Origin of the sequence: Amycolatopsis coloradensis, assembly GCF_037997115.1 — a bacterium.
Classification (GTDB): Bacteria; Actinomycetota; Actinomycetes; order Mycobacteriales; family Pseudonocardiaceae; genus Amycolatopsis; species Amycolatopsis coloradensis_A.
In genome coordinates this window covers 583,625-602,852 of sequence record NZ_CP150484.1, presented here as the reverse complement: position 1 = coordinate 602,852, position 19,228 = coordinate 583,625, and the positions used below count along the sequence as shown (strand labels likewise).

17 protein-coding genes, 1 tRNA gene and 1 pseudogene are annotated in these 19,228 nt (G+C 68.9%); 2 read left to right on the top strand and 17 right to left on the bottom strand.

Annotation, left to right across the window (positions count from 1 at the left end; translation table 11 throughout):
- Positions 1-8: 8 nt before the first annotated feature.
- The 12 genes and pseudogenes from glyA to LCL61_RS02630 form a co-directional block, all read right to left on the bottom strand.
- Positions 9-1,277 carry a serine hydroxymethyltransferase gene (gene glyA / locus LCL61_RS02685; RefSeq protein WP_340685348.1) on the bottom strand — a complete coding sequence of 423 codons (1,269 nt, stop codon included), beginning with the start codon at positions 1,275-1,277 and terminating at the stop codon, positions 9-11.
- A 111-nt stretch (positions 1,278-1,388) separates the two neighbouring features.
- Positions 1,389-1,808: a hypothetical protein gene (locus LCL61_RS02680; RefSeq protein ID WP_340685347.1), complete on the bottom strand. Its 420-nt coding sequence runs from the start codon at positions 1,806-1,808 to the stop codon at positions 1,389-1,391.
- Complete coding sequence (locus LCL61_RS02675) at positions 1,805-2,236, bottom strand: 50S ribosomal protein L11 (RefSeq protein ID WP_340685346.1); 432 nt, start codon at positions 2,234-2,236, stop codon at positions 1,805-1,807. The genes LCL61_RS02680 and LCL61_RS02675 overlap by 4 nt, the downstream gene beginning before the upstream one ends.
- 34 nt (positions 2,237-2,270) lie before the next feature.
- Positions 2,271-2,792 carry a gamma carbonic anhydrase family protein gene (locus LCL61_RS02670; protein ID WP_340685345.1) on the bottom strand — a complete coding sequence of 174 codons (522 nt, stop codon included), beginning with the start codon at positions 2,790-2,792 and terminating at the stop codon, positions 2,271-2,273.
- A gap of 260 nt (positions 2,793-3,052) precedes the next feature.
- Positions 3,053-4,279, bottom strand: a complete 1,227-nt coding sequence (locus LCL61_RS02665) for a M14 family metallopeptidase (protein ID WP_340688477.1) — start codon at positions 4,277-4,279, stop codon at positions 3,053-3,055.
- A 122-nt stretch (positions 4,280-4,401) separates the two neighbouring features.
- Positions 4,402-4,524 (bottom strand): annotated as a pseudogene (locus LCL61_RS02660) (TetR family transcriptional regulator); the annotation flags it as partial.
- Positions 4,525-4,601: 77 nt separating this feature from the next.
- Positions 4,602-6,134 carry a PstS family phosphate ABC transporter substrate-binding protein gene (locus LCL61_RS02655; RefSeq protein WP_340685344.1) on the bottom strand — a complete coding sequence of 511 codons (1,533 nt, stop codon included), beginning with the start codon at positions 6,132-6,134 and terminating at the stop codon, positions 4,602-4,604.
- A gap of 72 nt (positions 6,135-6,206) precedes the next feature.
- A complete protein-coding gene (locus LCL61_RS02650) occupies positions 6,207-7,694 on the bottom strand; it encodes an NAD(P)/FAD-dependent oxidoreductase (RefSeq protein ID WP_340685343.1) in 1,488 nt (495 codons plus the stop codon).
- Positions 7,691-8,176, bottom strand: a complete 486-nt coding sequence (locus LCL61_RS02645; RefSeq protein ID WP_340685342.1) for an FAD-dependent oxidoreductase — start codon at positions 8,174-8,176, stop codon at positions 7,691-7,693. Before LCL61_RS02645 ends, LCL61_RS02650 begins: the two co-directional genes overlap by 4 nt.
- Positions 8,173-9,102 (bottom strand): ferritin-like domain-containing protein, encoded by a 930-nt coding sequence (locus LCL61_RS02640; RefSeq protein ID WP_340685341.1) that lies wholly within the window; start codon positions 9,100-9,102, stop codon positions 8,173-8,175. The genes LCL61_RS02645 and LCL61_RS02640 overlap by 4 nt, the downstream gene beginning before the upstream one ends.
- Positions 9,102-9,917, bottom strand: coding sequence for an SDR family NAD(P)-dependent oxidoreductase (locus LCL61_RS02635; RefSeq protein WP_340685340.1), 816 nt, complete (start codon positions 9,915-9,917; stop codon positions 9,102-9,104). The genes LCL61_RS02640 and LCL61_RS02635 overlap by 1 nt, the downstream gene beginning before the upstream one ends.
- Positions 9,914-10,840, bottom strand: coding sequence for an alpha/beta hydrolase (locus LCL61_RS02630; RefSeq protein WP_340685339.1), 927 nt, complete (start codon positions 10,838-10,840; stop codon positions 9,914-9,916). The genes LCL61_RS02635 and LCL61_RS02630 overlap by 4 nt, the downstream gene beginning before the upstream one ends.
- A 44-nt stretch (positions 10,841-10,884) precedes the next feature.
- Here LCL61_RS02630 and LCL61_RS02625 point away from each other — a divergent pair, with 44 nt between their 5' ends.
- The gene (locus LCL61_RS02625; protein WP_340685338.1) at positions 10,885-11,523 is read left to right on the top strand and encodes a TetR/AcrR family transcriptional regulator; all 639 of its coding nucleotides are present in this window, start codon (positions 10,885-10,887) and stop codon (positions 11,521-11,523) included.
- A gap of 82 nt (positions 11,524-11,605) precedes the next feature.
- On the opposite strand, the gene LCL61_RS02620 is transcribed toward LCL61_RS02625, so the two are convergent.
- Positions 11,606-11,679: transfer RNA gene (locus LCL61_RS02620), tRNA-Thr, on the bottom strand.
- A gap of 140 nt (positions 11,680-11,819) precedes the next feature.
- Between LCL61_RS02620 and LCL61_RS02615 the strand changes: the two genes are divergently transcribed.
- Positions 11,820-13,517: a hypothetical protein gene (locus LCL61_RS02615; RefSeq protein ID WP_340685337.1), complete on the top strand. Its 1,698-nt coding sequence runs from the start codon at positions 11,820-11,822 to the stop codon at positions 13,515-13,517.
- A gap of 460 nt (positions 13,518-13,977) precedes the next feature.
- On the opposite strand, the gene LCL61_RS02610 is transcribed toward LCL61_RS02615, so the two are convergent.
- The 4 genes from LCL61_RS02610 to LCL61_RS02595 all read right to left on the bottom strand — a co-directional run bounded on the left by LCL61_RS02610 (position 13,978) and on the right by LCL61_RS02595 (position 19,223).
- Positions 13,978-15,186: a DNA polymerase III subunit delta' gene (locus LCL61_RS02610; RefSeq protein WP_340685336.1), complete on the bottom strand. Its 1,209-nt coding sequence runs from the start codon at positions 15,184-15,186 to the stop codon at positions 13,978-13,980.
- Positions 15,183-17,237, bottom strand: a complete 2,055-nt coding sequence (locus LCL61_RS02605) for a dTMP kinase (RefSeq protein ID WP_340685335.1) — start codon at positions 17,235-17,237, stop codon at positions 15,183-15,185. The genes LCL61_RS02610 and LCL61_RS02605 overlap by 4 nt, the downstream gene beginning before the upstream one ends.
- Positions 17,238-17,383: 146 nt before the next feature.
- Complete coding sequence (locus LCL61_RS02600) at positions 17,384-17,989, bottom strand: hypothetical protein (RefSeq protein WP_340685334.1); 606 nt, start codon at positions 17,987-17,989, stop codon at positions 17,384-17,386.
- A gap of 13 nt (positions 17,990-18,002) precedes the next feature.
- The gene (locus LCL61_RS02595; protein WP_340685333.1) at positions 18,003-19,223 is read right to left on the bottom strand and encodes a hypothetical protein; all 1,221 of its coding nucleotides are present in this window, start codon (positions 19,221-19,223) and stop codon (positions 18,003-18,005) included.
- Positions 19,224-19,228 lie beyond the last annotated feature (5 nt).

Sequence of the window (19,228 nt, the reverse complement as noted above, 5' to 3'; positions counted from 1 at the left end):
GAGCAGCACTAAGCCGAGTAGCCCGGGATCGGGAACGGCGCCAGGAACTCGCGGATCTCGGCGGCGATGGTGTCCAAAGCGGACTGTTCCTCGCCCGCCGCCGCGGTGATCGTGCGGTCGATCCACTCGGCGACCTGCACCTGGTGCTCCGGCTTGAGCCCGCGGGTGGTGATCGCGGAGGTGCCGAGCCGGATGCCGGACGGGTCGAACGGCTTGCGCGGGTCGAACGGCACGGTGTTGTAGTTCAGTTCGATGCCGGCCCGGTCCAGCGCCTGCGCGGCGGGTTTGCCCGGCACGTTCTTGTTCGTCAGGTCGATCAGCAGCAGGTGGTTGTCGGTGCCGCCGGAGACGAGGTCGTAGCCGCGCTCCACCAGCGCCTCCGCCAGCGCCCGCGCGTTGGCGACGATCGTGTGCGCGTACTCGGCGAACTCCGGCTTCTGCGCCTCGCCCAGCGCGACGGCGATCGCGGCGGTCGTGTGGTTGTGCGGGCCGCCCTGCAGTCCGGGGAACACCGCCTTGTCGACGGCTTTCGCGTGGTCGGCGTCGGAAAGGATCATCGCGCCGCGCGGACCACGCAGCGTCTTGTGCGTGGTCGTCGTGATGACCTGCGCGTGCCCGACGGGCGACGGATGCGCGCCACCGGCGACCAGCCCGGCGATATGGGCGATGTCGGCGACCAGGACGGCGTCGACCTCGCGGGCGATCTCCGCGAACGCCGGGAAGTCGATGGTGCGCGGGATCGCGGTGCCGCCCGCGAAGATCAGCTTCGGCCGGTGCTTCAGCGCGAGTTCGCGGACCTGGTCGAGGTCGACGCGGCCGGTCTCCTTGCGGACGCCGTAGCGGACCGGGGTGAACCACTTGCCGGTCGCGGACACGCTCCAGCCGTGCGTGAGGTGGCCGCCGTCCGGCAGCGCCATGCCGAGCACGGTGTCACCCGGCTGCGCGAACGCGAGGTACACCGCCAGGTTCGCCGGGGAACCGGAGTAGGGCTGCACGTTCGCGTGGTCGACACCGAAGACCGCCTTCGCACGCTCGATGGCGAGGTTCTCGACCTGGTCGATGAGCTGCTGGCCCTCGTAGTACCGCTTGCCGGCGTAGCCCTCGGAGTACTTGTTGGTGAGGACGGTGCCCGTCGCCTCCAGCACGGCCTGGGAGACGTAGTTCTCGGACGCGATCAGGCGGATCTTGTCGTGCTGGCGTTTCGCCTCGTCCTCCACGAGCCCCGCGATCTGCGGGTCGGCGGCGGCGAGCGCGGAAAGTTCGGGCTGGTGTGTCATCGGACGTACTCCTGCCAGAGACGGCCGGACCCAGGCGCGCGGTACCGGCCTTGTCGTCGCTTCCCGGTGGTGCTCCACCTCAAATGGCGCCAGTCGCTGGTGCGGACCAGACTAGAGCACTCCGCTCGTGCCCGGCTCGGCGTGCGGACGATGCGCGGCGCACCATCGGCGGCTGCATCCGGCCGTGCGATCACAGAACGCCTGTGCGCAGACGGCGCAGCGTTTGATCCGCCGCCAGCCGCCGAACACGACGAGTTCCGCCAGCCCGGAGGCGCCCGCGACCAGGTCCCCGCAGCCCGGCCACGACGCCACCTGCACCATGCGCCAGCCGTTCCCGGCCTCGACCAGCCGGGGCGCGGCACCGTTCCCGGCGAGGACCCGGTTGAGCCGGTCGGCGGCGGCGTGCTCGTCGGGCAGCGCCGAGACGACTCCGGCGAGCGACGGATTTCCTTGCGCCAGCAGCCTTTCCGCGACCTCGAGCGCCGGGTCGAGGTCACGGAAAGGCGGGACGATCACATGCTTGCGCGTCACGGTTCTTCGATCGCGACGCCCATCGAGCGAGCCGTGCCCGCGATCGTGCGCATGGCCGCGCCGAGGTCGCCGGTGTTGAGGTCCGGCAGTTTCCGCTCCGCGATGTCGCGCAGCTGTTCCTGGCTCAGCGTGCCGGCGACCTCATGTCCCGGCCGGCCGGCGCCCTTGCCGCCCAAGGCTTTCTTGATGAGGAACGACGTCGGCGGGGTCTTCAGCCGGAGCTCGAAGGAGCGGTCCTCGAACACCGAGACGACCACCGGGACGATGTCGCCGCGCTGCGTGGCGGTCGCCGCGTCGTAGGCCTTCTTGACCTCGACGAGGTTCACGCCGGTCTGCCCGAGCGTCTTCCCGAGGTCGACCACCGGCGCGTTGCCGGCGGTCAACTCGAGCGTCGCCTGGTGCGTTTTCTTCTTCGACTTCGGTGCCATGCGTCCGAAGCTATGGTCTCCAGTTACTGGAGAGTCAATCGATCGGCTTGACGCTTTCCGCGTGACGGCGCGCCAGGTCCTGGTAGATCGCCGCGTTGTGCTCGACCCAGCCGCGGGCGGTGCCGTCGAGCGGGACGTGCTTCTTCGCCGGGCTGCCCATGGCGACCGTCTCCGGCGGGATGATCATCCCGGGTGTCACCGTGGCGCCGGCCGCGACCAGTGCCTTCGCGCCGATCTGCGCCTTGTCGAGCACGGTCGAGCCGTTCCCGATCAGCGCCTGCTCGCCGATCGTGCAGTCGTGCACGAGGCACTGGTGCCCGACGGTGACGTTCCTGCCGACCTCGGTCACACCGTCGTTGACGTGGATGACCGAATTGTCCTGGATGTTGGCGCCCTCACGGATGAGAATCCTCCCGAAGTCGGCGCGCAGCACGGCGCCGTACCAGACGGAGGCGCCCTTCTCGACGACGACGTCGCCGATCAGGGTGGCGGTGGGGGCGATCCACGCTTCGGGATCCACCTGGGGACGGTGTCCCTCGAATTCGAACATCGGCATGCCCCGCACCCTATGCCGAAAGTCCGTGAAGGCCTCCTTCCCTACCTTGAGCGTAGGAAAGGAGGCCTTCACGGACCGCGCGGCGCAAGCCGGGCGTCCCCAATGTGGCGTTCGAGACGCTGAGTGTCCCCAATGCCACATTGGGGACACGCCGACCCGCCACCACCGAATGAGAGTGAAGACCCTCCCCGCCGCCAAGTGACGCGAAGGGGCCCTTCACCGCGTCACATGCGGCGAAGGACCCTTTCAGCCCACGGCTGTCAGCCGATGGCGGTGTTGAGGAGGAGGTCCACGGCGCGGTCGTTACGGGTGGTTTCGCGGACGATCACCTCGTCGGGCGGGTAGAAGCCGGGGTTCGATCCCCGCGGGTACATCTCGAAGGTGAAGCTCAGGATCTTGTGGGTGCCCCACATCCAGTCGTCGATCGTCCCGTCCGTGATGTACAGGTCGCTCGACTGCTGCGGCGTGTAGCCGTTCGTCGCAGCCAGCTGACGGCCCACCGTCTGGAACCGCTGCGCTTCCGCCGCGGTCATGCCGGGGGCGGTGTCGTTGTAGGTGAAGCCGAACGGCCACAGCACGAGCTCCGAATAGGTGTGGAAGTCGATGCTCGCCTTGATCTGCTGGACGCCGCCGATCTTGCGCGAGTTGACGAAGTTGGACACCGCGCGGGTCTCGGGTGCGGAGAACGCCGACGGGCCGCGGTAGGTCTCGCTGGTCGTCGAGCCCGACGAACCGCCGCAGCAGCCCCAGTTGTAGGCCCAGTTGCGGTTGGGGTCGGTGCCGTTGCCCTGCCGGTTCTTGCGCCAGTACTTGTAGCTGCCGCCGGAGATGTCGTACTCCGAGCCGTCCGGGTTGACGTTCGGGATCACGTAGATCTCGACGCTGTCGACGAACCGCTTGATCGCCGGGTCGGAGGCGTAGCCCTGGGTGAACCGGTTCACGATCCGCAGGCACATCTCGGTGGTGAGGTGCTCGCGGGCGTGCTGGTTGCAGGTGAAGAGGACTTCGGGCTCGTTCTCGTCCGTGGCGACGTTGTCACTGATCTTGAGCATGTTCAGCGCGCGGCCCTGGTACGAGTTGCCGACGCTGCTCAGCCGCGCGATCGAGCCGAAGTTCGACTGGGCGTTGCGCAGTTCGGTCGTGACCTCGGCGTAGTTGTGGTAGCCGGAGTCCGACGGCGGGAAGTCGTTGATCGCGTTGGTGCCCACCTTCTCCGACCTGTCGACGACGCCACGCTGCTCGACGCGATAGCCGAGCGAACGGATCTTCGCCGCGTCGCGTGCCTCGCCGATGAACGTGGTCGTGCCACCCGCGGAACCGAGGACGTCGACACCGAGCCGGGAGATCTGGGTGCGCTGCTGCGAAGTCCCGGTGCCGAAGACCTCGTAGATCTGCACCTGCGCGTCCTCGGCCTGCTGGTCCGCGGTCGCCGGACTCGCGGCGACCGGGATGGTGAACGCCGCGACGGCCGCGATCGCCACGGCCATGCACCGTCTTATGCGCATCGTCGTCTCCTAGCTCTCAGGCAAGGGAAGGGAGGGGGAACCTCACCATGGCCGGAGCCGGAAGAGGAGAACAATCCGTAACGGTACGGATCTAATGCGTATTTCTACCCGTAGTTCGCGAAACAGAGAGCTTCGATGTCTCCGCGCAAGGCGGCGAACGGCCGCCGCCGGACGCGCTGCTGGACGATCGCGCCGAGCAGATAGGACAGGAGGGCTCGCGCTCGCGCCNCGTTCGGCTTCACCTACAACGACACCGCCCCCGGCATGACCGCCTTCCCTCGGCTGAGCCGAGGGAAGGGGGCCTTCACGCGCCCGGACGGCACAGCACCGGGTTCGCCAGTTCCGCGCACGGCCGGTGCCCGTGCGACCGGACGATGTCCTTGCCGACCTGATTCGTCAGGTACCGCAGGAAGCTCGCGACCAGCGAATCGGCCTTCGGCTCTCCGAACGTGTACGCGTACTCGGTCTCCCAGAACGGGTACGCCGCGTGGATCGCGCCCTCCAGGGTCGCCTGGTGGCCGTCGATCCGCACCGGCAGCACGTCCTCGCGTTTCGTGGCCGCGCCCAGTTCGCTGTAGCCCAGCGCGCCCGGCACCCGCGAAACCGCGTCGAGGACGTCGCTGGTGGACGGCTTCGCACACCGCACCACTCCCGGCTGGGCGCCCGGCGCCGGTTTGAGGCAGTCGTCGGAGTTGTCGCCGGGTTCCCGCTTGCCCGCCAGGATCTGGGCCTCGAACGTCCGTCGCGTGCCGGAGTCGGAATGCCGGTCGACGAGCCGGACCGGCTGGTCCTTGCCGCCGATCTCGCGCCAGTTCCCGATCTTGCCGTCGTAGACGTCGCGGATCTGGGCGAGCGTGAGGTCCTGGACTCCGGCTTCCTTGTTGACCACAAGCGTGAACAGCGAGAACGCGACCGGACGCGGAAGCAATTGCGGAAAGCCCTCGCCCTTGGCGCCGTCGGAGAACGCCAGCACGCCGTCGTTCCCGGCCTGGTTCAGGCTGCCGAGCCCTTCCGCGCTCCCCCGGGTGTCGAAGACGAACGACGCACCCGGGCACGTCTTCGCGTACGAAGCCGTCGCCTCCTTCAGCACCGGCGCGAAGGCCGTCGATCCGGTGATCGTGAGTTTCCCGGCCGCGCAGTCCAGCGGCGGCGGCTTCTCGTCGAAGAACAGTGACCGGGTCAGCTGGAAGATGCTGATCACGACGAGGAAGAGGACCAGCGCCATCACCGAGCCCGTCGGCCCTGTGCGGCTCTTGGTCTCACGGAGGCTGCCGCCCTTGATCTCACCGACGACCTGAGGATCGTCGAAATCGTCGGGCGAGCCGTTGGGGACGCGGTCGAGCACGGCGAGGATCTTGTAGTGCGCGCCGCGGTTCAGCGGCACCCTCGGCAGGTCGATCACGCCGGACGGCCGTTCGGGATTCTCGTCGCGCGCGCCGAAACCGGAGTCGTCGCCGAAGCATTCGTGCAGATGCGGCGAGCTGAGTTCGGTCACCACCATCCCGGCCACGGTGCGGCCGGGGAACTCCACGCGGATGCCGACGCGGTCGTTCTCGTTGACCGCGTAGTCGTCGGTGTCGATGTCGGTGGTGCCGTTGTTCTCGATGCGCAGCAGCACGAACGACGGGTCGACGAGCCGCTCGCCGTTCTCGTGCTGGAGCTGCGCGAGCGCGTCGGCCGTCGGCGCGAACCCGCGCCCGGACGCCGTCGGAGTGTCCATCTGCACGCGGTAGCCGAGCCTTTTGCGGCCGACGAGCACGAACTCCCACAGGAACGCGACGGCCGGGACGGCGATCCCGGCCACCGCGAGCAGGACGTCCCAGGGAAAGCCTTCCAAGACCAGCCTCCAGGTTCGGGGTGTCGAACCTATGGCTCATCCCGGCGGGGGACGGCGGACTTCAGCCAGTGTTCACCGGCCGTCCGCGAAGGCGTAGTCGTCGAGGTCGAAGAACCGGCTCGTCACCATGGTTTCCAGCGTGGGCGAGGCTCGGAACGGCACGTCCCCGTTCGCGTCGAAGTAGTAGCTGTTGGCCAGTGAACAGCTGTCCTGGAAGAAGACCTGGTGCTTGCGGCGGTCCAGCATGCTCCGGAAGTACCGGTCGTTGGCCTCGTGCGTGACCTCGACGCGGGTCGCGCCGGTCTTCCGGGCATTGCGCAGGCACCGGATGATGTGCGCGGTCTGCGTCTCGATCAGGTTGAAGTACGAGGAACCGTTGTAGCCGTAGGGCCCGAGGATCGTGAACAGGTTCGGGAAGCCGGGGACGCTGACACCCTGATAGGCCTGGAACCGGTTCTCCTCCCAGAACTTCTCCAGATCGGCACCACCGGATCCGCGCACGGTGAAGGCGGGCATGTTGCCCTTCTCGAACACCTTGAACCCGGTCGCCAGCACCAGGACGTCGACCGGGTGCTCGGTGCCGTCGGCGGTGCGCACTCCGGATCCGGTGATCGCGTCGATACCCGTGGTCTCCAGCGTGACGTTGTCCCGGTCGAACGTCTGGAGGTACTCGTTGGAGAAGCTCGGCCGCTTGCACCCCAAGGCATAACGCGGCGTGAGCTTCTCGCGGGTCACGGGGTCCTTCACCGCGCGGCGCAGATGCGCGCGCCCGATCCGCTCCCCCGCGCCCGCGGTCGGCAGGAGATTGTGGAAATGCGCGGCCAGCGGGAAGGTCACCTCGACGAGTGCCTGGCTGGCCAAGCGGGACACCAGTTTCGCGCCCGGCAGCCGCCGCAACGCGAGCCGCGCCGGCCGCGGCAGGACGGCGTCGGGTTTGGGCAGGCACCAGATCGGCGTGCGCTGGAACACCGTCAGGTGACCCGCCTCCGGCGCGATGGACGGGATCACCTGCACGGCCGAAGCCCCGGTGCCGACAACGGCGACGCGTTTACCGCGCAGATCGACGCCGTGGTCCCAGCGCGCGGTGTGCATGACCTTGCCGCCGAAACCATCGAGCCCGTCGATGTCCGGCGGTTTCGGCTGGGTGAGCACGCCGGTGGCACCGACCACGAACCGTGCCGTCATCGACCAGCCCTCGGTGGTTTCGAGGCGCCACAAGTGCGTTTCGTCGTCGAAGGTCGCGGAGACGACCTTGCTGCCGAGGCGCGTGCGGCGGCGGATGTCGTACTTGTCGACGCAGTAGTCGGCGTACGCCTTCAGCTCGCGGCCCGGCGCGTAGACCCGCGACCAGCCGGAGATCTGCTCGAACGAGAACTGGTAGCTGAACGACGGGATGTCGACGGCGACACCCGGATAGGTGTTCCAGTGCCAGGCACCGCCGACGCCGTCGCCCTCTTCCAGCATCAGGAAGTCCTCGAAACCCGCCTTGTGAAGCAGGATCGCGGCGCCGATACCGGAGAAGCCTCCGCCGATGATCGCGATCTCGTGGTCCGGCGTCATGCGGGAAGTCCTTCCTTGGCGAAGAGCGAACTGGCGCCGAGCACGACGACGTCCGCCTGATGCTCGATACCTTCGGCCGTGCGGATCCCGTCGGGCGCGAAGGCGTAGACCGGCCAGGTGATGAGCTTGCAGCCGGGCCGCCGGAGCGCGCCGTAGTAGCCGAGTCCCGGCGCCGTCCGCCGCGAGCCGAATCGGCGGTCGGGCGTAAGGAGCCTGCGGATCCAGGGGTCTTTCACCTGCCAGCGCAGGAAAACCCGGGCGACGGCGACGCCGAGGACGGTCGGCCCGGGGACCGGCATCGGCACCACCCAGTCCGGCTCCTCCTGGAACACCTTCACCGAACGCGCGGTGGCCACCACTTCGGGCACGATCTGCGCCGCCTCGCGGCCGGGCGCGACCACGGCGACACGCTGCCCGGTGAAGTCGTGCCCGAACCACTCGGTGCCGCGCAGCACCTCGCCCCGGAATTCACCGAGGCTCATGACGCGACCGGTTCGTGGGTGATCTCCTCGGTCCACGACTGCGGCTTTCCCAGCAGCCGCGCGGGGATCAGCCGGGTCACCTTCACCATCGGGTCGGCGAGCAGCCGGTGGTAGACGTGCGAGCGGTCGACGATCATCGCCGCCTGCGCCTTGAGCACGTGGTACGCCGGGATGCGTTTGGTGAACTCGCCGCGGCCGCCGATCGCGGAGAACCGCTTCACGGCGTTGTACAGCTTCTTCTCCGGCAGGCCCATCGCGACGATGTTGTCCCGCATCTTGTTGATCAGCGGGACGAACACCACGATCAGGCCGAGGACGATCTGGGGTTTGAGCGAGCCGACGGATTCGGTGAGGAGCTTGGTCGTGGAGCCGGCTCCGATCAGTTCCAGCACCTCGAAATCGGCCGTGATGTGCCGGGACTCGTCGGAGTTGATATGCCGGAACACCTGGTGGCAAACCGGATCGGAGACCTCTTCCAGCAGGAACTTCACCAGTGCGCCGTCCAGCGCGCATTCCAGCAGCGGGATGAGCGTGGCCAGCGCCGTCAGCGGGAGCGTGTCGCCGTAGTCGTCGAGGACCTTGATGGCGAGCTTGACGTTGATGTTCGGCTCGGGCATCGAACCGTGCTCGTCGAGCATGCCCCAGCGTTTCATCAACGCCAGTTCCGCGTTGGCGTGCTTCTGTTCCTCCGCGTGGAAGTAGCGGTAGATCTCCTGGATCACCGGGGTCGGCGCCTTCTTGGCCAGCGAGGCGAACCCGCGGGCGCCGACGTGCTCGATCCACACGAGATCGGCCATGAACGGCCGCATCTTGGCGCGCAGTTCGTCGGTCATCGTCTCGGCGCCGGGCGCGTCCCAGTCGATGTCGGCCAGCGACCACTGCTTGTCCTTGATGGTCTGGAGCATCGCGGCGAAGTCGTAGGCCATCACTTCTCCTTTTCGGCGGGCAGGAACCGGCCGAGCAGGCCGGCGATCCGCGTGTACGGGACGGGCACGAACCGCTTGGCGTGCCACAGAAGCTGGGCGTCGGGCTGCGGCACCACGTACAGGCGTCCGCGATCGTGGGCGTCGAGCGTCATCCGCGCGACGCGCTCCGGCGAGAACCCGACCACGTCGGAGACCCGCTTGGCGAGCCCGCGAGCCTCGGCGTCGATGAGTTCGCCGCCGAAGATGTTGGTGCGCACGAAGGTCGGGCACAGCACGGTGACCGAGACGCCGGTGCCGGACAGCTCGGCCGCCAGCGTTTCGGAAAGGCTGACGACCCCGGCCTTGCTCACGTTGTACGCGGCCATCCTCGGTGCGGCGGTGAAACCGGCGGCCGACGCGACATTGATGACGCCGCCCGCCTTCGCCGCGCGCATGGCGGGGACGAAGGTGTGGCAGCCGTGGATCACGCCCCAGAGGTTCACGCCGAGGGTGCGTCGCCAATCGGACAGCGGGCTCTCCCCGACGAACTTGCCGCCCGCGCCGATCCCGGCGTTGTTGACGACGAGGTCCGGCTCGCGGCCGAACCAGGAGCGTGCCTGGCTCGCCAAGTCCGCGACTTCGTCCGCATCGGACACGTCACAGGCGATGGCGACCGCGTTCTCGAGCGTTTTCGCGGTTTCTTCGGCGGCTTCGAGATCGATGTCGGCGCAAACGACCCGGCTGCCGCGACGGACGAGCTCGGCCGCGATCGCCCTCCCGATCCCGCTGCCCGCGCCCGTGACGACGGCGTGCGCTCCCTGGGTCCGTTTCGTCATGCCGCCCTCACGATCGCCGGAAGATTGCCGGTGAGGAAGCGGCAAGCCCGCTCCATCGCCGGTGCCGCTTCGGGGATGAAGCGGGTCAACGCCTGGAAGACGTGCATCTGGCCGGGGACCACTTCGAGTTCGCAGTCCGCTCCCGCGCGGCGCAGGGCCCTGGCCAGCTCGATGGCGTCCGCGGCGAGCATTTCGAGTCCGCCCGCCTGAATGATCGTCGGCGGGAAACCCTTGATGTCGTCGAAGGCGAATCTCAATCGCGTCGAAGCGAGGTCGGCGTCCACTGTGTACAGACCGACCAGCCGCGCGGCCGCGGCGGCGGAGATCATCGGGTCCGGGCTCATGCGCTCTCTTTGGGCCGCCAACGAGAACGTCAGGTCGAACAGCGGCGAGAAGAGGGCCAGCGCGGCAGGCGGGTCTTTTCGTTCCCGGATCAGCTGCGCGGCGAGGTCGACCGCGAGATGCCCGCCCGCGGAGTCACCCGCGACAAGTATCCGCCGGTATCCCTGGCCGAGAAGCCGGTCGTAGGCCGCGCGGACGTCGTCGGCGGCGCTCGGGAAACGATGTCCGGGCGCGAGGCGGTATTCGCAGGCGAAGACCGGCAGCCCGGTGCCGGCGGAGACCCGTGTGGTCAGCCCGCGATGGGTGCGCGGCGAGCAGAGCGCGTAACCGCTGCCGTGGAGGTAGAGGACCACGGCGTTGTCTTCGGTCACCTCGGGCGCGCGGACCCACTCGCCGCGGATGCCCGGCTCGACGCGGCTCCCCTTCAACGGCGGCGAGGCCAGCCACAGGCTGCTCGCGATGAAGGCGCGGGAGAAGGCGACGCCCACCCGGTTGGCCGGGATCGCGTTGGCGATCGGCCGCACGAAAGCGGACGTCAGCGCGGCGGCCAGACCGGTTCGCAGGCCATTCTGCGGTCGCATGCCCTCAGAATGAATCTGAGGGCACCTGCTGTCAAGATGGAGAGGTGACCGCGTCCCGCCGCTACAGCGGCAAGACCGCCGACGAACGCCGCTCCGAACGACGGCTCGCCCTCCTCGGCGCCGCCCTCGACATCTGGCAGGAACAAGGCTGGGCGGCGGTCACCATGCGCGGCGTGTGCGCGCGGGCGAACCTGACCGACCGGTACTTCTACGAGAGCTTCGCGAACCGCGACGCATTGCTCGCCACCGCTTGGGAACAGGTCCGCGACGAGACCCTGCGGATGGTCCTCGACGCCGTCGCCGCCCGCATCGAGCAACCCGCGCTGGAGCAGCTGCGTGCCGCCGTCGACGTCGTCGTGCACCACGTACAGGAAGAGCCTGCCCGCGCGCAGATCCTGTTCGGCGACCACGCGGGCAGCGCGGTGCTGGAGCAACTGCGGCGGCAGACCGTCCAGGAGACCACCGGCCTGCTGATCGAACTCGCCCGGCCGCACCTGAAGCCGGACGTGGACGGGCTGGAGTTCCGGGTCAACGTCCTGCTGGGCATCGGCGGCTTCGTCGAGATCATGCTCGCGTGGCGCTCCGGCCTGCTCGACGCGGACGCGGACACGCTCGTCGGCCACCTCACCGGAGTGGGCACTTCGCTGTCGCGGATGTTCCTCAAGGGTGACACCAACGGGTGAATTTCGGGGCGGCCAGCGCCGCCGGCCCCGGAAACGGCTCAGGGCCCCATCCGGAGTATCCGAATGGGGCCCTGACCTGCGGAGCCGCCTAGGGGAATCGAACCCCTGACCTATTCATTACGAGTGAATCGCTCTGGCCGACTGAGCTAAGGCGGCGGACATCGGGCTCGCACCCGATGACGGGGACAAGTGTAGCGGAGGCTCGAACGTCACCTTCCAGGGCCACCGTCGTTAAGGTCCTATGACGCCGGTCTCAGTCCCCCAAGATCGGCCCATCCCCACTGGAGGACCTGTTCATGCGGCAACGACTGCCCCGTGTGCTGGCGCTTCCGGCCGCCGCGGCCCTGCTTCTGCTGACCGCGGCCCCGGCGACCGCCCAGACGATCCCGACCACGCCGATCCCCGATCCGGCGAACCCGGGACAGCCGCCGATGTCGGCGCCGATCGGGCCGCAGCCGCTGGGCAAGGCGGTCGGTGACGCGGGGGCGGCGCTCGGCGTCCTGCGGTTGCTGCCGAACGCGGTACCGACGAGCGCCATCCTCCCCGGAGCCGGCGAGATGCTGCCGAAGCAGTCCGCGCTCGAGGCCGGGATGGGGCTTTCCAGCGCGCAGGCCAACTCCGAGGCCTACCTGAGCTACGAAAAGGCGATCGCGCAGTCGTCGCCGTTCGGCCTGTCCGCCGCGGGCAACGCGCCGCAGACGCCGGGCAGCCTCGTGCAGACGGCGCTGCCGGACAACCCGAAGCCGATCAGCGGCGGCCTCAACGCGCCGAAGAACCCGCTGTTCAACCTGGGCCTGCTCAACGGTGAGGCACACGCGCGCTGGAGCCCGACGCTCGGGCCGTGCGTCGGCACGATCGCCGATTCGAGCACGTCGATCGCGAACCTCGCGCTGCTGCCGACCATTCCGAACATCCCGGGCGCCGAACAGCTGACCCAGGCCTCCGACCAGCTCAAGGCCGGTCTGGCGGCCCTGGGTCCTTTGGCGAACCTGGGCGGCCTGCTTTCGGGAACCAGCACCAACGCCGACGGCAAGGGCGCCGTGCTGAGCCTGCCGAACACGCTGTCGTCGCGTTCGGTCGTGCGGCTGGTCGACATCCCCGGCTCGAAGAACAAGGCGGTCGAGTCGACGTCGACCCTGCAGGCGGCCAACATCGAACTACTGAAGGGCACGCCGCTCGGCCTGACGATCAAGGTCGCCAGCCAGCCGACGCTGCGGGTCACCTCGACCGGCGACAAGAAGACGTCGAAGGTCGAGTACACCGCGCCGGTGCTGCAGATCGTCCGCGGCGACAAGGTGCTGTTCACCCTCGACGCGAACAACCCGACCAAGGACATCCCGATCGGGATCCCGCTGCCGTCGCTCAAGCAGGTCCCCGGCTTCGAGCAGCTGAAGAACGTGCCGGTCGTCGGTGGGCTCGCCGAGATGATGGACGGTGCCACCAAGCACCTTCCCGGCGGCGAGGCCGGGAACGGGCTCACCCTCGACCTCGGGGTGCTGAAGCTGTCGATCGCCGGGCTGAACCAGAAGTCGAGCGACATGACCTCGCCGTTCAAGGGCTTCCAGATGGGTGCCTCGGCGCGGCTGCTGGACCTGCAGATCCTGCCGACGACCGCGTTGCAGAAGGCGCTCCCGCCGGAAGCCGCGAAGAACCTCCCGTCGTCGCTGGCCCAGGTCTCGCTCGGCGAGCAGATCGCCCGCGCGTACGCGCCGGCCGGTGGTGTCGAGTGCGGCACGGCTACTCCGCCGCCCGCAGGCAACAACGGTGGCGCGGCGCCGAAGGGGCCGGTCAAGAACCTGGCCTACACCAACGCGGCCTACGACACGGTGCCGATGTTCTGGACGGGTACGGCGATGCTGCTGATCGGTGTCGTTCTCGTGGCCGCCATGCCGGGACGGCGTCGGCTCGCGGTGGTTCCCATCGCGAAGAACTCGCCTGGATCGCCGGGGTTCAAGCCTTCGCCGCGGCCGCGCTCGCTGGACTCGGAGGACTAGACGGGGCGAGGAGGGTGATGAACGGCCCTTTCACGCCTAGCCCCGGCGTGAGAGGTCCGTTCGTACGTGGGGCCTTCGCCGCTTTGACGCGGTGAAGGCCCCGTGCTTTGGATTTCGGCGCGGCGGATGACACACGGTCACCGGGGCAGTTCGATGCGGGTGTGTGGAAATAGCGACGTTGAGTGTCCCTATTTCCACACACCCCTCTCCCGATCGCCTCGCCTGATTTCCCCAAAGTCGCATCAGGGGCGTTGAGCGTCTCAAATGCGACATTGGGAACCCTCACCGCCGCCCCGCGAATCCGAAGCGACTTCACTTACCCACAGCACTTGTCCACAACCATCCCCACCTGTGGACAACTCCCGCGACCAGCCCTTTTACCCCTCCACCCCCGGTAGACTGGACTCGGGGTCGCCCCCCTGGGACGGGCGGGGGCTGGGGTGTGGCGGAGCCGAGCGGGTCAGCCTTGGCGCAGGGTGGTGACCATGGCTTCGACGGCGATCCTCGGCTTCACGTTCAGGTCGATGGCCTCGCGGCATTCCAGGACGGCTTCGAGCCGGCGCAGGATCGAGTCCGGCGCCCAGGCGGAGGCGGCCTGCGCGATTTCCGAGGCGTGGTCGGGGTGGTTCAGCGTGGCGCCCGCGCCGCTCGCGGTCACGAGCACGTCCCGGTAGAACGCGGCCAGGTCCACCAGCGCGAGGTCGAGAGTGTCCCGCTGGGTTCGGGTCGCGCGGGACTTCTGGCGCTTCTCGAGCTGCTTCACGGCGGCTTCGGCGGCTCGTTTCGCCCCGGCGACGCCCTTCCCGATGCCGTCGCCGCCCATCGCGGTGCGGAGTTCGGAACGCTCGGCCTCGTCGCGGACCTTGCTCTCCTCGCCCGCGTCGGCCTCCGCGGCGCTGATCAGCTGATCGGCGCAAGTGAACACATCGGACGGACGGCGCAGGCCGAGCGGGATCCGCAGCACGGTCGCCCGCCGTTGCCGGGCAGCCTCGTCGGTCGCGAGCCGCCGCGCACGGCCGACATGTCCACTCGAGACGGACGCGGCCCACCGCGCGCGTTCGGGATCGATGCCGTCGCGCTCCATGAGCACCTGCGCGATCGCCTCCGGCGGCGGCGTCCGCAGCGTGACCAGACGGCACCGCGAGCGGATCGTCACCGACACGTCGTCCGGGTGATCCGACGGCGCGCACAGCAGGAACACCGTGCGGTCCGGCGGCTCCTCGACGGCCTTCAGCAACGCGTTCGACGCGCCTTCGGTCAGCCTGTCGGAGTCCTCGATGATCACCACCTGCCACTTCCCGGTGGTCGGGCGGCGGGCGGCGGCCTGCACCAGCGAACGCATTTCCGCGACGGAGATCGAAAGGCCTTCGGGCACGACGAGCTTGACGTCCGCGTGCGTCCCGGCCAGCACGGTGCGGCAGCCAGGGCATTCGCCGCATCCGGTGCCGGTGCTGCACTGCAACGCCGCCGCGAAGACCCGCGCGGCCGTCGAGCGCCCCGAACCCGGCGGACCGGTGACCAGCCAGGCATGCGTCATCGCGCCGGGCGCGACAGGTTGGTCGTCGACGATCCGCGCGGCCGCGGCCGACGCCGTGGAAAGCGTGCGCGCGGCGGGCTCCTGGCCGACGAGCTGCTTCCAGACACCGATCAGCGCAGGGGCTTCCGTCATCTCACCTCGACCTTTTCCTCCGCCGGAGCGAGCCCGGCGAGCCTGCCGACGAGCACCGCGCGGATCGCCGTCCGCACCCGGTCGCTCACCTCGTCCTCGGTGCCTTCCGCGTCGACCACGACGTACCGGTCCGGGTCGGCGGCGGCCATTTCCGTGAGCAGATGCTGCACCCGCCACTGCGCGTCCAGTGATGCGGACTTTCGCATCACGGTGCCGGGATCGGCGTCGAGCAGGATGGTGATGTCGGGCCGCAACCGGCCGGTCGCCCAGTCGGCGAGCCCTTCGAGTTCCTGGCTGTCCAGGCCGGCCACCGCGGACAGATGCGCCAGCGGCGAGTCCACGAACCGTTCCATCACCACGACGGACCCGGCGTCGAGCGCCGGCTGGATGTCCCGTTCGACGATGTCCGCCCGCACCGCGGCGGCGGCCAGCGCCTGCGCCCGCGCACCGGACAGCGAAGCACCGGAGACCAGCTTCGCGAGCCGCTGATCGTCCAGCGCCGGGTCGGCGGCCAGCACGACAGGACGAGTACCGGCGCGCAGCCATTCGGCCAGCCGCGCGGCCTGCGTCTCGGTGTTGATCGCCCGCGTGCCTTCGAGCGCGATCAGCAGCCCGTTCACGCGACGCGGGCTACGGCGCAGGGCGTTGCGGAGGTCGGCGAGGATCGGCTCGGCCCGCCGGTCGTCCATCTGCCGGTACGCGAAGATGCCGGCGAGCAGCGCGAGGATGCCGCCGCCGATCATCACCGGCCGCGTGCCGTCGATCGTGATGGTGCTGCCCCACACCGAGATCGCGGTCGGCTGGACCAGGCTGATCAGCACCGGCACCAGCACCGTCGCACCGAACAGCACGATCTTCATCAGCGACTGGTAGATCGCGTTGATCCGGCCGCGGATGGAATCCTCGATCCGCGAACCGATGATCGTGACACCGGTCAGGAACGCGGTCCCCGCCCAGACGCCGACGGCGGCGACCGCGACCAGCGAAACGGCGAGATGCGGCGACAGCGCCACCACGACGAGACACAGGCCCGCGGCGACGATCGAGATCCCGAACAGCCGGTCGTGCGCGAGCCGTCGCGCTAGCTTCGGAGCCACCGCCATACCGGTGGCGAGCCCGAGGAAGACGGCGAGGACGAGCAGGTTGAACGCCGCGTCACCGGCGAGCAGGCTGGACGAGTACGGCTTGGCGGATCCGATCACCGCGCCACCGGCGGCGAACGCGCCGAACGCACCGATCATCAGCCCGCGAACCAGCGGCGTCGTCCGCACGAACCGGGCGCCGTCGGCGATCATCTGCCGGAAGCCGAACTTCTCCTCGTCGGCGGCCTTGACCTTGGGCTTCTCGACCGCGTGGACGTTGCGCAGCGACAGCTCGGGGATCCGGGTCGCGATCACGATCGCGCTGGCCAGGTACAGCAGGCCGGTGATGACGACGGCGACCTTGGCGATGCCGAGCTGGGCGTCGCCCTGGAAGAAGTGGAACGTCGTGTTGCTACCGGTGAGCACGGCGTTCGCCCCGGCCGCGGTGATCACCGCGAGGCCGTAGGTCATCACCATGCCGAGCTGGTTGGCCGTCTCGACCTGGTCCGGACGGCGCAGCAGGTTCGGCACCGCCGCGTCCTTCGACGGGATCCACATCATCGAGCAGCAGCCGACCAGGAAGTTGCCGACGAACACCCACCACGGTGTGCCGACGAACGCGATCGACAGCAGGAACCCGCACCGGCCGAGGTCGCAGAGCACCATCACCTTGCGCCGGTCGAACCGGTCGGCGAGCAGCCCGCCGAGCGGGGCGAACAGCAGCCCCGGCAGCAGCGAGGTCAGCACGACCCCGACGAACGCGAAGTTCTGCGCGGCGTAGTTGTCGGTCAGTTTGGTGACCAGACCGGTCAACGTCAGGAGGTTCAGCCAGTCCGCGACGCTGCACAGGTAGGAGACACCCCAGATCCGGCGGAACGGCTTGATCGCCAGCACCCGCCGCACGCGGTGCATGGTGGAAGCGTCACGCCCCGCCGAATCACCCGTGCCCGCTTCGGGCAAAGACTGCACGCCCTCGCTGATACGCCCACCCCACTAGTCACGCGGCGCCGAGGTGCGACCCGGGTCAACACCGGGTACCCCGACCGTACGGCCAGGGTATCCCGATGGGTGAGGTATGGATGGACGGCCCCGTCCGGCGCTATCCGCCGGACGGGTTACCCGAAGATCCCCGCGATGCTGTTGAACAGGCTGGACAGCAGCTGGATGGCGAGGACCGCGAAGACGATCATGAGGGTGATCGCGATCATGACGCCTGCCGTGTTCGACGACGGTTTACCGAGTCGCGGCATCTGCATGGAGCGCTTTGCACGCCGTACTTCGACTTCGGCCTCTTCGTCGACCTCGACCGGCTCTTCCTGCTTCACGCGCCGGGGCTGGCGGATCAGCTGAGAAGGCCTCGACGGCCAAGTGCGCTGCTGGGGCAGGATCCCGATCGGCGCAGCGCCTTGCTCACCGACCGTGCTGACGATCTTGGCGGGTGACTGCGCGGCGGTCTGCTCGGCGCCCGGGCTTTCGGCGGGACGCTCGTCCGCGAGCATGGCCGCGTCGACCATCCTGCTCACGACTTCCGGGTCGTGCTGTACCGGTCCCGGCACCTGCACGTGGACGTCGTCGGCTCCCGCCGACGGGGACGCCGCGCCGGTCGTGACCAGCCCGGACAGCGGGTCGGCGAACGTGTCGCCCGGAGGATCTGCCTGAGTGCCGTCGCCTTTCACGAAGTCGGGGGCATCGAAGAAGGGAGTTTCGCCCTTCCCGCTCATGGTGACCACCTCACTACGGAATGTCCTCTGCTTCCAGGGTAACCACCTCGGCCCGCCGCACATCCGCCCAATGGGCCAGATAAATGTCACGCGCCGCGAGGCTGATCTTCACATCCTCCAGCAAAGGCTCGAAGAAAGAACGCCGGTACCGGGCATCTGTCGCGGTCGACGCGGCGAAGTACAGACCGGAGAAGACGGCGAGGAAGACGGAGACGTTGACGAGCGCGGAACTCACCGGAAGGGGGACACCCAGCAGTGTGCCGGGCGCCGATTCGCGGCCGGCGAACTCGGTCACGACCTCCGGACTGAGGATCAGCACGCCGAACACGACGAAGAAGGCGAACACCAGCACCCCGAACGCCACGATCTGCACCGCTTGGGCGAAGAACAGCACCAAGGCGATGTTCAGGCGCTCGGTCTTCGTCAGCGCGCGCCGGTCCGGCGGAGGCGTGTCGTCGTCGAACGGCGTGCCGCGCAGGACGGTCGCCCCGGATTCCACGGTCCAGGACTTCAGCTCCTTGATCTCGTCGGAGAGCATCGACGCCAGGAACACCGCGCCGATCAGGACGAGGAAGCCTGCCACCAGCCACAACCGGCCGGGGGTCAGCCGTTCCACGGCCTGCCACAGCTCGGCGGTGAAGAAGCTGAACATCACCACCAGCAGGAGCAGCGGCAACGCCCGTGACGCCAGCGAGCCGATGGCTCTGACCTGGGCGACCGCGCTCCGCGCCGCCCAGGTCAGGATCGAACCGACGCCGATCCGGACCAGCAGCATCAGCACACCCAGCGCGGCGAGGTTGGCGAGCACCGCGATCCACAAGGGGTTGTCCCACGCCACCAGCCCGGTGAGCCGCTCGCCGAGCGGCAGCACGAACAGCCAGAAGCCGATCGTCGCCGCCATGACGGCCAACCGGACCCTGGTGCGGCTGAGCACGCGGAGCAGCTTCGCCATCAGACGACCGGCGATCACCGGGACCACGACCACGGCGAACGTCAGTGCCAGCACGCCGAGGACGTAGCCGACACCGCTGTCGCGCATCCTGGCCGCGAGCACGTCCTCGGGGACGTCGAGCAGCTTCAGCAGCCCGGCCAGCAGCAGGTCGAGCAGGCACAGGAACACCAGCCCTGGTGTGGACCGGCGCAACATCCCCGCCCCGCGCCTCCGCCGGTGGATGACCATCGGCAGCCCTCGCCGACGGAACCACGCGTCGGCCGCGCGCCGGTCCAGGTCCATGCCTC

Excerpts from the sequence above, each read along its gene's own strand:
- LCL61_RS02640 (WP_340685341.1), bottom strand. The coding sequence starts at position 9,102 with ATGGCCTACGACTTCGCCGCGATGCTCCAGACCATCAAGGACAAGCAG.
- LCL61_RS02665 (WP_340688477.1), bottom strand. The coding sequence starts at position 4,279 with ATGGCCGTGGCGATCGCGGCCGTCGCGGCGTTCACCATCCCGGTCGCC.
- LCL61_RS02610 (WP_340685336.1), bottom strand. The coding sequence starts at position 15,186 with ATGACGGAAGCCCCTGCGCTGATCGGTGTCTGGAAGCAGCTCGTCGGC.
- LCL61_RS02630 (WP_340685339.1), bottom strand. The coding sequence starts at position 10,840 with ATGCGACCGCAGAATGGCCTGCGAACCGGTCTGGCCGCCGCGCTGACG.
- LCL61_RS02635 (WP_340685340.1), bottom strand. The coding sequence starts at position 9,917 with ATGACGAAACGGACCCAGGGAGCGCACGCCGTCGTCACGGGCGCGGGC.
- LCL61_RS02670 (WP_340685345.1), bottom strand. The coding sequence starts at position 2,792 with ATGCCGATGTTCGAATTCGAGGGACACCGTCCCCAGGTGGATCCCGAA.
- LCL61_RS02675 (WP_340685346.1), bottom strand. The coding sequence starts at position 2,236 with ATGGCACCGAAGTCGAAGAAGAAAACGCACCAGGCGACGCTCGAGTTG.
- glyA (WP_340685348.1), bottom strand. The coding sequence starts at position 1,277 with ATGACACACCAGCCCGAACTTTCCGCGCTCGCCGCCGCCGACCCGCAG.
- LCL61_RS02600 (WP_340685334.1), bottom strand. The coding sequence starts at position 17,989 with ATGAGCGGGAAGGGCGAAACTCCCTTCTTCGATGCCCCCGACTTCGTG.
- LCL61_RS02615 (WP_340685337.1), top strand. The coding sequence starts at position 11,820 with ATGCGGCAACGACTGCCCCGTGTGCTGGCGCTTCCGGCCGCCGCGGCC.
- LCL61_RS02650 (WP_340685343.1), bottom strand. The coding sequence starts at position 7,694 with ATGACGCCGGACCACGAGATCGCGATCATCGGCGGAGGCTTCTCCGGT.
- LCL61_RS02595 (WP_340685333.1), bottom strand. The coding sequence starts at position 19,223 with ATGGACCTGGACCGGCGCGCGGCCGACGCGTGGTTCCGTCGGCGAGGG.
- LCL61_RS02645 (WP_340685342.1), bottom strand. The coding sequence starts at position 8,176 with ATGAGCCTCGGTGAATTCCGGGGCGAGGTGCTGCGCGGCACCGAGTGG.